The following is a 15,719-nucleotide window of genomic DNA, read 5'->3' on the forward strand; positions in this document are numbered from 1 at the left end:
TTAATTTGAGATGAAGAAACAAATCTTATTGATTATACCAATACTCTTACTTGCTATTTTATTATATAGCTTTAAGAAGCACTCAGTTGATAACAAAAAAGTGCATTCAGTCACTGATTTAGATAAAAAAATAGAGCAAAAAGTTGATTCGGTACTGGCTCTTATGACAATCAAAGAAAAGATTGGTCAAATGGTACAATATAGTGGGCGCAATATTAAGACTGGACCCGATTCCAATACCAATGAAAAAGAGAAAATAGAGAAAATAAAAAACGGAATGGTTGGCTCTATGCTGAGCGTTGTATCAGTAAAAAATACACGTGAATTTCAGCATTTAGTCATGGATAATTCTCGATTAAAAATACCTTTACTTTTTGGTTATGATGTTATTCATGGATATAAAACCATATTCCCAATTCCGTTAGGAGAATCTGCAAGTTGGGATTTAGAATTAATCAAGAAATCAGCTTCAATTGCAGCAAAAGAAACATCGGCATCTGGAGTACATTGGACATTTGCACCAATGATAGATGTTTCTAGAGATGCACGCTGGGGAAGAATTATGGAGGGTGCTGGAGAAGATCCATACTTGGTATCTCAAATAGGCGTTGCAAGAGTTCAAGGATTTCAAGGAAATGATTTATCATTGGACAACACGATTGCTGCTTGTGCAAAACATTTTGCTGGGTATGGTTTGGCAGAAGGAGGAAGAGATTATAATAGTGTTAATATCGGTGAATATGAACTAAATAATGATGTGTTACCGCCTTTTAAAGCCGTTGCAAATGCAGGAGTTGCCACATTTATGAATGCGTTTAATACACTTGACGGAATTCCTGCAACAGGCCATAAAGGTATTCAAAGGGACTTATTGAAAGACAAATGGAATTGGACAGGTTTTATTGTCTCAGATTGGGGTTCTATAGGAGAGTTAGTTCCTCATGGTTTTGCAAAAGATAAATATCAAGCCTCAGAAATTGCTATTAAAGCAGGGAGTGATATGGATATGGAATCGTATGCCTACGAGGATAACCTTGAGCAATTAGTAAATGATGGTAAAATTGATATTGCTTTAATTGATGATGCAGTAAAAAGAATTTTAAAGTTAAAATTTAAATTAGGCCTATTTGATGATCCTTACAAGTACTGCAATGAAAAGCGAGAGAAAAGGGAAGTTTATTCTGTAGAAAATCAAAATTTCGCAAGAGAAGTTGCAAAAAAATCTATTGTTTTATTAAAGAATAAAAACCAACTGCTTCCTTTAAAAAAACATATAAATTCTATAGCGATTATAGGCCCTTTAGCCAATGATAAAAACGCACCAATAGGAAATTGGAGAGCGCAAGGTGTGGCAAATTCTGCGGTATCGCTTTTAGAAGGAATCAAAAGTACAGCAAGCCCTAATACCAAAATTGTTTATGAGAAGGGTTGTGATTTAATACCAAATAATTATAAAGAAAATAAAATAACAACTTCTAAACAAGCAACAACAGATGATGCTAATCTACAAAGAGCAATTAATGCTGCTAAAAATGCAGAGGTTGTGCTTTTAGCCATTGGTGAAAATGCGTTTCAAACAGGTGAAGCTAAAAGTCAGGCTGAAATTGGGTTTACAAAGGCTCAATTAGAATTGTTAAAAGCTATTTATAAGGTAAACAATAATATCATCATAATTTTAATGAATGGCAGACCTATGGATATTACATGGGCGTCACAAAATGTACCTACTATTTTAGAGTGTTGGCATTTAGGGTCTCAAGCTGGTAATGCTATTGCAGATGTGGTATTCGGAGATTATAATCCTTCAGGAAAATTGCCGGTATCGTTTCCATACAATAGTAATCAAGAACCCTTTTATTACAATCATCAAAATACAGGAAGACCCAATAATAGTCATAGCAGATTTTATTCTGGATATACAGACAAGCCTAACGAAGCGCTTTATCCTTTTGGATATGGCTTAAGTTATACAACTTTTGAATATAAAAATCTAAGGCTAGATAAAACTGACATTAAAAAGGATGATTCTATAAAGTTATCTATTGATGTTTCTAATACTGGTAACATGGATGGAGAAGAGGTTGTTCAATTGTATATTCATGATTTGGTTGGAAGTTTAACGCGTCCAGTTAAAGAATTAAAAGGGTTTGAGAAAATAATGTTAAAAGCAGGACAGACAAAAACTATCAACTTTAACATCGATGACAAATTATTACAATTCTACACAGTTAATAAAAAGTGGGAAGTTGAACCCGGAGATTTTGAAGTTTATGTAGGAGGTAATTCTTCAACAACATTAAAAACGGCATTTACTATAACAAACTAATTAAACTAAATATCATGAAACACATCTACACAAAGTTAGTATTAGTTATCATTTTAGCTTTCATGGCTTCATGTAAAAACGAGGTCAAGAACGCTATCCCATCAACTAATTTGAATATAAAAATCGCAGATAGCAGTGTTATTTTACCACCGTCATGGGCCTTTGGTTATATTTATGGAGCTTACACTAATCAAGGGCAGAGTGTCGCATTAATAAATAATATTATAGAACATGATTATCCTATTGATGCATTTTGGATAGATTCTTGGATTTGGGATTGGCAAAATGAAGGTAAAGGACCCGATAAGTATATAGATTTTGTTGGAGATACTATTTCATATCCAAATCGTAAAGAGTTTTGGTCTTTTATGGAAGAAAAAAACATAAAATCTGGCATGTGGGTTTGGGACTGTATTTTAAAAACAGGCAATGAAGAGGCTTATGAAGATTTTAAATCTAGAGGATTTTTCAAAAACGAATATATAGAAACGAGTTCATGGCATAATGGAAGCAAAACAACCATTATGGATAGTGAAGAAAAAGTCAGCGGAACATGGTGCGGAAATATTGATTTTGAAAACCCAGAAGCTGTCAGTTATTTTAAAGAACGAATGAGTCATTTTTTTGATGAGGGTGTTGATTTTTTAAAGTTAGACAGAACAGATGCCGTTCCAGTTGTAAAAGCAATGTTTGAATTAACTCAAGAAAAAGGAAAGGAAACAAAAGGTAGAGGTTTTATATTTTCTCACAGTAATGGCGTTGAAACTGGAGAGTATAAAAAATATCCTGGTAAATGGACTGATGACACAAGGTCAGACTGGTCTGCTTTAAAGCATAAAAGACCATTTCAATCTTGGATACCAAAAGTTGGTTTAAAAGAAAACATTGCAATGTATACCGATTTGAATAAACATTATCACGAAATACCTTTCTTAGCTAATGATATGGGAGGCTTTGCTACCAATCAAGATGGTTTTATTGACGAGGAATTATATATTAGATGGTTACAATTTGCGACTTTTGTGCCATTAACAACCCCATTTTCGCAACCTGAAAATAAATCTGGTAACATTGCATTTAATATTTCTGAAAGAGCTGACAGCGTATTCAAGACCTTTTCACATCTTAAAATGCAGCTTTTTCCATATATATATACCTATGCTCATAAGTCTAGAATAGAAGGTGTTAATACCATCAGACCAATAAAAGATGATTTATACACCTATCATTTTGGAGATAATTTTTTAGTAGCTCCTATTTATGAAGAAGGCGCTAGATCGCGGGTTGTAAATTTTCCTAAAGAAGACACGTGGATCAATTATTGGAACGGCGAAGAATATACTGGAGGCACTACTGATACCATTCAGGCCAATATTAATGTCATACCGCTTTTTGTTAAAAAAGGAGCAATTATACCTATGCGAAGTTATTCAAGAAGTGTTACTTTGGGGACAAATGACTTTTTAGAATTGCATGTATATCCTGGTGAAAGCGGCAATTTCCAATTGATTGAAGATGACGGGATTTCTAACGAGTATTTAAAAGGAATTTTTGCAATTACCAATATAGATATGTTACCCCTTAATGATTCCTCTTTTAAATTAACCATTAACCCTGTAAAAGGCTATTATAAAGGAATGAAGGAAATTCGTAAATGGCAAGTATTTGTTCACTCTAATAAAACATATAATGACATAAAAATAGGCGGCAAAACACAACCTTTAACTCAAGAGAATGGTGTTATGAAATCAGAGATAATTTCAGGAAATATTAATGACACACTTGAATTTATATGTCAATAAGTCTAAATTAAAAACAGAACATAATGTGGTCTTTCAAAAATTTTAAAGTAGTTTTATTACTAGCTCTAACAATTATTGCATTACAAAGCTTTACAACTAAATTGCTTCCTAAAGTATATGTTATTGGAGATAGTATTTCTATTCATTATGGTCCATATCTAAAAACATCCTTAGAAGGCTTTTTTAGTTACGATCGCAAAAGAGATAAAGGAGAAGCTATTAAAGATTTAGATCATCCCGTAGGCGCCAATGGTGGAGATTCAGGAATGGTGTTGGCCTATTTAAAAGAGTTAAAAGATAGTACCGATTTTAAAACTGATTATCTGCTTGTTAATTGTGGACTTCATGATATAAAACGTAAATCACCAAACGATTCAACACAAATCAGTTTAAAAAAATATAAGGATAATCTGCAATCAATCATTACAATAAGTAAAGACATGAAGGTGAAATTAGTATGGGTTCGTAGTACTCCAGTCGTAGATAGTATACACAACAAAAGAGTGCCTTTTTTCAGATTTGAAAAAGATTTGATAACGTACAATAAAGCAGCAGATAGCATAATGCATCAAGCGCATATTCCAATCATTGACTTATTTACGTTTACAAAGAAATATATTCCTGATGCCTATTTAGATCATATTCATTACAAAAAAGAAATTCGTGAAAAACAGGCAGATTTTATAGCTGGAAGTTTAAGTGCCATTTTTAACTGTAACCAAGAGGACTAAAAAATATTTAAAAGAAATGAGTAATTTATCCTTTATCAAAAGTCAGTTTTTTAAGATTTTTTGCTTAGGGCTATTTTTAACTGGAACCATTTCATTTTCTCAAAGCCAAAAAAACATTCTTGTTTTAGGTGATTCTAATGGTGCTTTAGATTATGGTTGGGTTAATCAACTTAAAACAAAGTTGCCAAACGATAACATATTTAATACATCTAGACCAGGAAATACCATTGGGTTTGATAACAATGGTCGGGTTGAACTTAATACACTTAAAAATCTTGATTATTATTTAAAGACTGCTCAAGATAGTTTAGGTCGCATAGATTACGTGATAATGATGCTTGGAACTAATGACGCTAAGTATGTTTTTAAAGATAGACAAGATGAGGTAGTCTCAAATATGAAATTATTAATTACACGAATTAATAATTATAATTTTAAATCCAAACCTCGAATTATTATTATGTCTCCACCTCCATATGGCAGTGATAACATATTGGCTGAAAAATATCAGGGAGGTTTAAAAAGGGTGAAGCGTATTGCTAGAAATTTTAAAAAAGTAGCAAAGACATATGATTGCGATTTTGTAAATGTTTATAAGGCATTGAAAGATGTTTTTAATCACTACACAAAAGATGGTGTTCATTTGGAGAAAGAAGGCCAAAAGGCTATTGCTAATTTGGTGTTAGCCCAATTATCCAAAGAGAAATCTGAAAACAAGTATGTTTCAAATCTCATGGACATTTATTTACTAATTGGACAATCAAATATGGCTGGAAGAGCACCCATTGAGTTACAGGATCGCGATAGTATTAACGATGTATATCTTTTTACTGGTAAAAATGACAAACCATGGGAGGAAACAGCAAATCCAATCAATAAATTCTCAACGGTTCGTAAAGATATAGCTATGCAAAAATTAAGTCTTGGCTATGAGTTTGCTCATGAATTACATCAAACATATCCAGATATAAAAATTGGTTTAGTCGTAAATGCGAGAGGAGGAACTTCTATTGAAGAATGGAAACCTGGAGAAAAACTATATAATGCAGCTTTAAACCAAACACGAAAAGCATTAAAATATGGTGTTTTAAAAGGAATTATTTGGCATCAAGGGGAATCAAATGTTTTAACTTATAAAAGTTACATGCCAAAAATAATAGAATTGATTAAGTCTTTTAGAAGAGATTTTAATAATAAGAATTTACCATTTATTGTTGGGCAATTGTCCTCAGATAGGGCTGAAAGAAATGATTTTAATACCATGATTTTAAAATTACCAAATGCATTAAAAAACGTAGGCGTTGTTAGTAGTGAAGGAACGAAAACTATTGATAAGACGCATTTTGATAGTGCAAGCCAAAGGCTCCTTGGTAAACGATATGCTCAAGAAATGATAGCTATTTTGAATAGTACACCTAAAAGAGCAAGACAAAATAGGGGAAAAGAAGTAGTTAATTAAAAATAGTGAAAACAAATATATAAAGTGCAAAAACACTGCTGCACGAGATATTAGACCTTTGTGCAGCAGTGTTTTTGCACTTTAATAAATTCCATATTACTCAGTAATCATATTAAAAGCACCTTTTGTTATAAATTCAGAATCTTTTGGAAAGTCACTCGCATTTAAAATTTGAGTAAAGCCATTGGAAGATTCTCCAATATTTACAAGAACTTTTTTATAAGAGGTATCATTTTGTTTGATTAAAGCAAAGTGAGCATTTTCAATATTTACAACAGCTTCGGTTGGCAATGCATCAAACTGATTACTTGAAGTTAAAATATCTGTTTCTATGTACATGCCAGGAGCAAAAAGCTTCGCATCGTCCTCATTAACTAAATCACCATGAATATCTATGGTTCTGTCTTGTGCATTAATAGATCTATTGATTAAATGAACTTCGCCATCGTAAGTTGCATTACTGTCTCCTTGAAGATGAATTTTTATAGGTTGTCCTTCTTTCACTAATGGCAAGTCTTTTTCAAATATTTTTAATTCTAAATGTAAATGATCGCCATTTGTAACAGTTAAAGCAACATCAGAAGGATTTAAAAACATACCTTTTGAAGCTTCAATAGAGGATACATTTCCTGAAATTGGTGATAGAACACTAATGATTGAAGTAATTGATTCTCCAGATAATGTATTAGGGTTTATATTCATGAGACTTAATTGTTTTTTCAAGGATTGATACTGCGCTTGTGTTACCTTGTATTCTGATTCTGCCTTAAGAAAATTCTTTTTTGAGGTCACATTATCAGCCAATAAAGCTTTTTGTCTTTCATAATCAGACTTTAAATAGTTTAATTTTGATTTGGCTTCTAGAAAGTCTTGTTGAATTTGGACATATTCAGGATTTTCTAGCGTAAATAATACTTGTCCTTTTTTTACAACATCACCAGGTAGAAGGGTAATGTTTTTTACATAGCCAGCAAAATAAGCACTAACGGTAGCTTTATTTTGCGGAGGAACATCAAACATACCATTTGCTTTTACCATGGTATTAAATTCAACTTTTTCCATCTTTCCTAACTCCATGTTTGATGATTCAAATTGAGATTTGGTAATAGTCAACATATTGTTTTCTAATGTGTCTGAATCATTAATAACAATTACATCTTGTTTGCTTTTAGAATTACAAGACATTAACAGAATTGTGAATACTACCAGAAATCCTTTTAGTTGTATCGTGTTTTTTAAGTTACTTAGCATGGTTTCTAATATTAATAGGTTAAATAGTTTAATTCTAAAATGGTAGAATTATAGTTATATAAATTTTGTAAATAATTAATTTCAATGGTTCTGGAACTTTCTAGTAGTTGTACATACTGAAGAAAATCGATCTCTCCATTTTGAAATGCTTTTGACGCATTAATAGTAAGTTCTTTAGACAGGGTTTTACCAGTATCGTTATAATACGTAATGGCTTCTTCATATTTTTTTAAATCTGAATATAAACGCTTGTATTTAGATTCAAGTTGAATTTTGTAATTTTCATAATTATTATCTGTAATCATAGTTTCAGTTTTGGCAGCATTTATTTTAGCTTTATTAGCGCCAAACCATAGCGGTATTGCAACACCAGCCTGAAATCCTGAATAATTTTTAGCATTTAAACCATTGTTTGTTCCTCTAAAAACAGAAAATTGTAAATCTGGAAGTAGTTGCTGCCGTTCTAGTGATAATTTTGTTTGAGACAACTCTTTGGCCATTTCAAAATATTGTAAACCTGGGTTTTCAGATGCTTTCCAATCTTTAAGTTTTAATAGAGGAGAGGAGTCCTCTATGACAACATATGTTGAATCAGATTGTAACCACTCATGCAAGTTTAAATAGGCTTTGTTTACATTTTCTTCACTTTGTGAAAGCAGTAACGCTATTTCTTTTTGTTTTGTGTCTGCCGTTAATTTTTCAAGTAAGTTGGTTTCGCCGACATCATATCGTTTATTTGCAGCGTTTGAAAACTGTTTATACAAACTATCAAGGAACTTATATTGTTTAACAACATTGGTTCTATACACAACATTATAGTAGGCTTGATATACCTCTTTTTTTAAGACGCGCTCGTTTACATTATATTCTTGAAATGATAATTGTGCTTTTTGTTTTTCTGCTTTTCGTTGGGTTCCGTAAATGGTTGGGAATTGAATCGATTGATTTAAACCAAATACTTTTAACGGCTCGCCATTTTCAGCAATATTATTTTCATCATAATGATAATAAATCTGAGTTTTATCAAAATTGAAAGCACTTCCAACCAATTGCTTTGATTGGGTTACTTTATTAGCTGATGCTTTCAAGCCTTTATTGTGTTCTAAGGCTATTTGAATAGCTTGGTCTGCTGTAATTTCTTTAGTTTGCGACATTCCTAGAAATGGTAATAGAAAAAGAAGGAAAAACCCTAAAGACTTATTTTTTATTTTACGTTTTGGAGTATGACCTTTTCTGTCAAACATGGCATAGAGTATAGGTAAAACGATAAGCGTTAGAGCAGTAGCACTTATTAGTCCACCAACCACTACGGTTGCTAGCGGTCTTTGTACTTCGGCTCCGGCAGAAGTTGAAATAGCCATAGGTAAAAAACCAAGAGCTGCTGCTGCTGCCGTTAGTAAGACGGGGCGTAATCTGTTATTTGTTCCCATAAGAATACGTTTATTAATATTTCTAATGCCGTGTGCTTTAAGTTCTTTAAATTCTTCAATGAGTACAATACCATTTAAAACAGCAATACCAAATAGCGCAATAAAGCCAACACCTGCCGAAATACTAAATGGCAAGCCTCTAAGATAGAGAAGGAATACACCACCAATAGCAGATAGAGGAATGGCACTGTAGATTATTAAGGCTTCTTTTACCGAGTCAAAAGCAAAATATAGGAGTACAAAAATTAACACAAGTGCAATTGGTACTGCAACTTTCAATCTGGCAGAAGCTGTTCTAAGGTTTTCAAATTGTCCACCATAACTTACGGTATAGCCCACAGGAAATTTTACATCGCGATTAATGATATTTTGAACGTCCTTAACTACAGATTCTAAGTCACGATTTCTAACATTCACACCAACCACAATGCGTCGCTTGGTATTATCTCTAGAAATTTTAGCTGGACCCTTCGTATAACTAATATTGGCAAACTCACTTAATGGTAAACTATTTCCGTTAGGAAGTAACACCGAAGCTGTTTCAATATTTTCAATATCTTTTCTGTGTTTTTCGTCATATCTAACTACTAAATCAAACTGTTTTTCCCCTTCGAAAACAGTTCCTGCTGGCATGCCTGCAAATCCTATAGTTATTATTTTGTTGAGATCTTCAATATTTAAACCGTATTTGGCAATGTTTTTTCTGTTATACTTCACAGACATTTGCGGTAATCCAGCCGTTTTCTCGACAGAAATATCGGCTGCTCCATCTACATTTTGAATGGCTTTTTGAACTTCAAGAGCTTTTTTGTAAAGTATATCTAAATCATCTCCAAAAATTTTAATGGCTAAATCGGCACGAACGCCCGTAATCAATTCATTAAAACGCATTTCAATAGGTTGTGTAAATTCATAATCAACTCCAGGAATTTCAGAGAGAGCTTCTTTAAATTTATCGGCGAGTTCATCTTTTGTTTCAGCAGACACCCACTCACTTTTAGGTTTTAATTTAATAATCACATCGCTTTCTTCCATAGACATGGGATCTGTAGGAACTTCGGCAGCTCCAATACGACTCACAACTTGTTCAACTTCAGGAAAGGTTTTTAGTATTTTTTCCATACGGGTAGTGGCTTCCACAGTTTTGGTTAAAGACGTTCCAGTTTTAAGCACCGGTTGAATTACAAAATCTCCTTCGTCTAAAGTTGGTACAAATTCACCTCCCATTCTCGTATATATAAATGCTGTCACTATTAGTACCGAAACAGCAAGGCCTAATACTAATTTTTTTTGACGCAATGCCCAAGATATGGTTGGTCTATATTTCTCTTCAAGAAAGTTGATTAATCGTGAAGAAAGCGTCTTTTTTTCTGTGTTTGAAGGTTTAATAAATAGCGACGCCATAACCGGAATATAAGTAAAGCATAACACCATAGCACCGATAAGAGCAAAACAAAATACGAGTGCCATAGGACGGAACATTTTACCTTCGACATTTACTAAGGAAAGTATTGGAATGAAAACAATAATGATAATAAGCTGCCCGAAAACAGCAGATTTCATCATTTTAGTAGCTCCTTGGTATGTTATTTTATCTATTAAACCTTGTCTTTCATCTTTTGGAAGTGTTAATAATTTAGCGCGCTGACTGGTTATTTTAAAAGCTATAAATTCTACAATAATAACTGCGCCGTCAATGATAATACCAAAGTCAATAGCTCCTAAACTCATTAAATTGGCATCTACTCCAAAAATATACATGAGTGATAAAGCAAAAAGTAAACACAATGGAATAACGGAGGCGACAACCAAACCAGAACGGAGGTTTCCTAAGAGAAGAACGACCACAAAAATAACTATTAAGCACCCTAAAATAAGGTTTTCCGCTATAGTTGTGGTAGTTTTTGCAATCAGCTCACTTCGTTCTAAAAACGGATTGATACTGATGCCTGGAGGTAATGATGATTGTACTTCTTTTACACGGTTTTTTACAGCATTTATTACGGCATTTGAATTAGCGTCTTTTAACATCATGACCTGACCCAGCACTTTTTCGCCTTCACCATTACCAGTTATGGCACCAAAACGATTCGCTTTTCCAAAGCCAACTGAAGCAATATCTTTAACATAAACAGGAACGTTATCTCTCGTAGTTACTACTATATTTTTAATATCCTCAAGAGAGTGAACAAGCCCTTCTCCACGAATAAAATAACTTTCATTCTGTTTTTCTATATAACCACCGCCAGCAATACTATTATTCATTTTTATCGCATCAAATGCATCAAAAACAGATATGTTCATAGCTCGCAAACGCTCTGGACTTAAGGCTACTTCATATTGTTTTAAATAGCCACCCCAGGTATTTACTTCAACGACACCGGGAATTCCGGATAATTGACGTTTTACAATCCAGTCTTGAATAGTACGAATATCCGATAGAGAATATTGATCTTTATATTTTGGATCTACATTAATAATATACTGATAGATTTCGCCAAGTCCAGTAGAAACGGGTCCCATAAAAGGTGTTCCAAAGCCAGCAGGGATTTTCTCTTGAGCATTTTTTATTTTTTCAGCAATGAGTTGTCTGGGTAAATAAGTACCCATTTCATCATTAAAAACAACAGTTACGACAGATAGTCCAAATTTAGAAACCGAACGGATATCTTTAACACCTGGCAAGTTTGCCATTTCCAACTCAACAGGGTAAGTTAAAAACTTTTCGACATCCTCAGTTGATAAATTTCTTGAGGTCGTAATAACTTGTACTTGGTTATTGGTTACATCTGGAACAGCTCCAATAGGAATGTTAGTTAGTGAATACAAACCGAAACCAATAATACCAGCAGTAAAGAGTAAAACAATAAGTTTGTGGTGAATGCTATATTGAATAATTTTTTCTAACATTTTGGATATTTTTTAGTGCAATACAAAGGTACGCCAGTATGTTAACTTTTAGTTAATTACAGCCTTAAGATTTGCTTAAAAAAGGAAGTTTTTGGAAGGTTTGTTTTTGAATAAAAAAAGGTTCGGGAACCACCCCGAACCTAACCAACCGTTTAAGAAATATTATTAATCAGATAATTAATGATTTCTTAAATTTGAAGCTAAATTAAGAGTTTTTTTTGAAATAATAATAATTTATTTCTTAAGATTTGGTTAAAATATGATCGTAAAAACAGATCCCTTATTAATGCTACTTTCTACTTTAATGGTTGCATTAATTGCTTGAGCTGATTTTTGTGCAATTGAAAGCCCTAATCCATTGCCTAATATATCTTTATGGTCTAATGCGTCTGAACGGTAAAAGTGATTAAAAATATTTGAGATATCTTCAGACTTAATTCCAATACCTTCATCTTTTATGCTACAAATAAGTCTGTCTTTAGAAGTGGATATAGATATATTAATTGATGCATTATCTTTTGAATATTTTATTGCATTATTTATTATGTTTTCAAGAATAAGATTTGCATAATATTTTTTAACCAAAAGATCTTTTGTTGTGTCTGTTTTTAAATGAATCGATAGGTTTTTAGACGTAATGTCTTTATTGTTTCGTAACAAAATATCATCGACAAGGGTTGGCAATAAAACGGTTTCATTAAAGTTCAATTTATTTGAAGAAGAATCCAATCTTGCTAAAACCAATAACTGTTCAATGGTTTCTGTCATTTTATCAATTTCAGTAAGGCTGTAGGTTATTTTTTCTTTATATTCCTCATGCTCTCTGGGTTTTCTAATTAAAACTTCAAGGGTACCTCTTAATGATGAAAGAGGTGTGCGTAATTCGTGTGATGCGTCTGATGTAAATTGACGTTCTCTTTCAATAGCATTCTCTATTCTTATAAGTAGTTTATTAATGCCAGATGATAAATCATAAAGTTCATCTTTGTAAATAGGTAACTCAACGCGCTCATTTAAATTATTTTTAGTGATGCGATTTGTTGTGTTAGTAATATTTTTTATAGGAATAATGCTTCGACCAGCTAAATATCTTGAAATGAAATAAAGAACGGATAACAATATTAAATAAGACAGTATTAAAACATTTCTTAACTTGTTTAATACCATTATAGATGATTCCAAAGACATAGCAGCAATTAAATAGCCTTTAATTTCTCCTTTACTCTCTATAGGTTTTTGAATTTGCCTGATTGTTTTATCTTTTAAAAACGCATTGAAATGGGTGCCAAACTTGTTTACATCTTTAAATGATAATTGATCATTTTTAAGGTTTGGCGATTTATCCATCACCTTCCCATTCGCATCCATTATTTGAATAAAAACGGGATTTATTTGAATTTCTCTATGCTCAATTTCTTCCCATTCGGCTTTATTTGAAAATTTAATGGTGTTGTTAAGTAGTTTGATTTCGCCAGAATGTTTTGATACTTCAAAAGTTAAGTCCCGGTCAATATTATTGTACATGGTTTCTTTTACGACGATAAAAACAATGCTGAATATTATCGCAACAATGATAGCTGTGGCTATCATGTAATGCAGAGCAATTCTATTTTTGAAACTTAAATTCATCTATTATTTTCTATTGTTTTTGAGTATATCATACTTCATTAGCAATATAACCAATACCCCTTATAGTTTGAATATAATTTTCATCGGGTGTAAGTTTAAGTTTTTTTCTAAGTGCATTAATATATACATCAATAACACTTGTATTGTAATCAAAATGAATATCCCAAACACTTTGAATGATTTGTGTGCGTTTGCAAACAACACCTTTATGTCTCATTAAAAATTCTAAGAGAGCAAATTCTTTTTGGGTTAAAAACAGTTCCTCATTGTTTTTAAAAACTTTATGACTACTCGTATTTAAGCTAATATTTCCGAGTGTAAATATAGAGTGCTCATCAAATTTAGGTCGTAATTGAACCTTAATGCGCTCTAAAAGTTCATCAAAATGGAATGGTTTTTTGATATAATCATTCGCACCAGATTGCAGACCAAATATAGTTTCATCTACAGTATCTTTCGCTGTTAAAAATATAATAGGAGTATTTGTAAACTCTTTCCTAAATTGCTTACAAATTTCAATACCTGTTAGTCCAGGTACCATCCAATCAAGTAATAATAAATCATAATTTCCCGATAAAGCTAGTTTTAAACCCTGCACGCCTTCTTGGGCAACATCAACAGTGTATGATTCCTCTTCTAAACCTTGTTTAAGGAAATTAGAAATACCTATCTCGTCTTCTACTATTAGGATCTTCATGTTGCAAAAATTATTTATTAATTTTAAATAATAACAAAAACTTTCTTAAAATTTGCTTAAAAGAATTGACAATTAGCACTTTAATAAGTGGAAATAAAAAAGTCTGAGAAAAATAAACTCAGACTTTTTAGGCTAACAATCAATTCAAAAAAAAAAATTTACTGAAATATCAAAAGATCAACCATGAATCTTTGTCTAGAAAAATAAATTTCTACCTTATAAGTCAAAATTAAAATACTGATGACTTACACAAACAAAATTAAATGCTTGATTAGATATAAAAAATGATAAAAATCATCTTATTTAAATTGACTATTTGATTTATATATGATGTGAAATACTTCTGTTAGCTAAGTTTTGGCGGTTCTAAATCTTGCAATTCATTTAACTGCTTTAATAATTCAAAAGTTTTTTTAGCTTCAACTTCATCAACCACACTAATAGCAGCTCCCACATGAACCATTACATAATCATTAATGTTGGCTTCTGGCACTAGAGTGAGGCTAATTTCTTTAATAACACCATCAAAAGAGACTTTACCTGTTCTAAAGGTTTCATCTAGTTGACCTGTTATTTCTATTAATTTTCCTGGTATTGAAAGGCACATAAGTCTTTAAATTATTAAATTAATTCATGTTTTCTTTTAGCCATTTATACCAAGCATCCATTCCTTCTCCGGTAGTGGCAGAAACTTCAAAGAATTTTAAATTAGGATTTACTCGTAAAGCGTATTCCTTTAGTTTGTCAATATTGATATTTAAATGAGGCAAAAGATCTATTTTATTGATAATACAAATATGTGACGTATGAAACATATCTGGGTATTTAATAGGTTTGTCTTCTCCTTCAGTAGTACTAACAATAACAACACGTTTAGATTCTCCTAAGTCGAACATAGATGGGCAAACTAAATTACCCACATTTTCAATCATTAAAATGGAGTTTTCTTTGATGTCCAGTTTTTTAACTGCATCATAAACCATATCACTTTCCAAATGACAACCTTTACCGGTATTGATTTGAATAACGGGAATATTTAAAGCATCTATTCTGTTTGCATCATTTAGTGTTTGTTGATCCCCTTCAATAACATAAAACGATTTTTCATCTTTCAGATCGCTCAGCGTTTTTTCTAAAATCGAGGTTTTACCAGAACCTGGAGAGCTTACCAAGTTTAGAGCAAAAATGTTTTTTGCTTCAAAGTAGCCTTTATTTCTTGCAGCCATAAGGGCGTTATGTTGCAGAATATCTTGTTCAAGGTCTATAACTGTTTTATGGTGATGGTCATGCGTGTGAGAATGATCATGATCGTGTGTATGAGAATGATCATGACTATGAGTATGACCCTCATGTGAGTGCTCATGGCTATGAGTATGTCCATCATGATGATGGTGTTCATGAGCTTTTATATCTTTTGGATTTTGAATGGTTATACCATTCTCTTCAGATCCGCAACCGCAAGTTCCACACATAGTTTTGAAATT

Annotated in this window: 10 protein-coding genes; 4 read left to right on the plus strand and 6 right to left on the minus strand. The window is 32.3% G+C overall.

The features are described 5' to 3' along the window. Positions 1 to 10 precede the first annotated feature (10 nt). Genes bglX through G5V56_RS03635 form a run of 4 tightly spaced genes read left to right on the plus strand, consistent with a single transcriptional unit; the run spans position 11 to position 6,318 of the window. On the plus strand, positions 11 to 2,326 hold the full coding sequence (gene bglX / locus G5V56_RS03620; protein WP_166961555.1) for a beta-glucosidase BglX: 2,316 nt from the start codon (positions 11 to 13) through the stop codon (positions 2,324 to 2,326). A gap of 14 nt (positions 2,327 to 2,340) precedes the next feature. Next, positions 2,341 to 4,128, plus strand: a complete 1,788-nt coding sequence (locus G5V56_RS03625) for a glycoside hydrolase family 31 protein (RefSeq protein ID WP_166961558.1) — start codon at positions 2,341 to 2,343, stop codon at positions 4,126 to 4,128. 23 nt (positions 4,129 to 4,151) lie between these two features. Beyond that, positions 4,152 to 4,859 (plus strand): SGNH/GDSL hydrolase family protein, encoded by a 708-nt coding sequence (locus tag G5V56_RS03630; RefSeq protein ID WP_166961561.1) that lies wholly within the window; start codon positions 4,152 to 4,154, stop codon positions 4,857 to 4,859. 16 nt (positions 4,860 to 4,875) lie between these two features. After that, positions 4,876 to 6,318 (plus strand): sialate O-acetylesterase, encoded by a 1,443-nt coding sequence (locus G5V56_RS03635; protein ID WP_166961564.1) that lies wholly within the window; start codon positions 4,876 to 4,878, stop codon positions 6,316 to 6,318. A 96-nt stretch (positions 6,319 to 6,414) separates the two neighbouring features. On the opposite strand, the gene G5V56_RS03640 is transcribed toward G5V56_RS03635, so the two are convergent. From G5V56_RS03640 to hypB, 6 genes are all read right to left on the minus strand, one after another. Further along, positions 6,415 to 7,569 (minus strand): efflux RND transporter periplasmic adaptor subunit, encoded by a 1,155-nt coding sequence (locus G5V56_RS03640; RefSeq protein WP_166961567.1) that lies wholly within the window; start codon positions 7,567 to 7,569, stop codon positions 6,415 to 6,417. An 11-nt stretch (positions 7,570 to 7,580) separates the two neighbouring features. Then, positions 7,581 to 11,909, minus strand: a complete 4,329-nt coding sequence (locus G5V56_RS03645) for a CusA/CzcA family heavy metal efflux RND transporter (protein ID WP_166961570.1) — start codon at positions 11,907 to 11,909, stop codon at positions 7,581 to 7,583. Positions 11,910 to 12,161: 252 nt separating this feature from the next. Then, on the minus strand, positions 12,162 to 13,538 hold the full coding sequence (locus G5V56_RS03650) for a sensor histidine kinase (protein ID WP_166961572.1): 1,377 nt from the start codon (positions 13,536 to 13,538) through the stop codon (positions 12,162 to 12,164). Positions 13,539 to 13,566: 28 nt separating this feature from the next. Further along, positions 13,567 to 14,235 (minus strand): response regulator transcription factor, encoded by a 669-nt coding sequence (locus G5V56_RS03655; RefSeq protein WP_166961575.1) that lies wholly within the window; start codon positions 14,233 to 14,235, stop codon positions 13,567 to 13,569. Positions 14,236 to 14,581: 346 nt separating this feature from the next. After that, positions 14,582 to 14,842: a HypC/HybG/HupF family hydrogenase formation chaperone gene (locus tag G5V56_RS03660; protein ID WP_166961578.1), complete on the minus strand. Its 261-nt coding sequence runs from the start codon at positions 14,840 to 14,842 to the stop codon at positions 14,582 to 14,584. A 19-nt stretch (positions 14,843 to 14,861) separates the two neighbouring features. Further along, positions 14,862 to 15,707: a hydrogenase nickel incorporation protein HypB gene (hypB, locus tag G5V56_RS03665; RefSeq protein WP_166961581.1), complete on the minus strand. Its 846-nt coding sequence runs from the start codon at positions 15,705 to 15,707 to the stop codon at positions 14,862 to 14,864. Positions 15,708 to 15,719: the final 12 nt, after the last annotated feature.

Origin of the sequence: Yeosuana marina, from assembly GCF_011762485.1 — a bacterium.
Taxonomy (GTDB): Bacteria; Bacteroidota; Bacteroidia; order Flavobacteriales; family Flavobacteriaceae; genus Yeosuana; species Yeosuana marina.

What these genes read in the sequence shown, in the direction of transcription:
- bglX (WP_166961555.1), top strand. Translation starts at nt 11, where the DNA reads ATGAAGAAACAAATCTTATTGATTATACCAATACTCTTACTTGCTATT.
- G5V56_RS03625 (WP_166961558.1), top strand. Translation starts at nt 2,341, where the DNA reads ATGAAACACATCTACACAAAGTTAGTATTAGTTATCATTTTAGCTTTC.
- G5V56_RS03630 (WP_166961561.1), top strand. Translation starts at nt 4,152, where the DNA reads ATGTGGTCTTTCAAAAATTTTAAAGTAGTTTTATTACTAGCTCTAACA.
- G5V56_RS03635 (WP_166961564.1), top strand. Translation starts at nt 4,876, where the DNA reads ATGAGTAATTTATCCTTTATCAAAAGTCAGTTTTTTAAGATTTTTTGC.
- G5V56_RS03640 (WP_166961567.1), bottom strand. Translation starts at nt 7,569, where the DNA reads ATGCTAAGTAACTTAAAAAACACGATACAACTAAAAGGATTTCTGGTA.
- G5V56_RS03645 (WP_166961570.1), bottom strand. Translation starts at nt 11,909, where the DNA reads ATGTTAGAAAAAATTATTCAATATAGCATTCACCACAAACTTATTGTT.
- G5V56_RS03650 (WP_166961572.1), bottom strand. Translation starts at nt 13,538, where the DNA reads ATGAATTTAAGTTTCAAAAATAGAATTGCTCTGCATTACATGATAGCC.
- G5V56_RS03655 (WP_166961575.1), bottom strand. Translation starts at nt 14,235, where the DNA reads ATGAAGATCCTAATAGTAGAAGACGAGATAGGTATTTCTAATTTCCTT.
- G5V56_RS03660 (WP_166961578.1), bottom strand. Translation starts at nt 14,842, where the DNA reads ATGTGCCTTTCAATACCAGGAAAATTAATAGAAATAACAGGTCAACTA.
- hypB (WP_166961581.1), bottom strand. Translation starts at nt 15,707, where the DNA reads ATGTGTGGAACTTGCGGTTGCGGATCTGAAGAGAATGGTATAACCATT.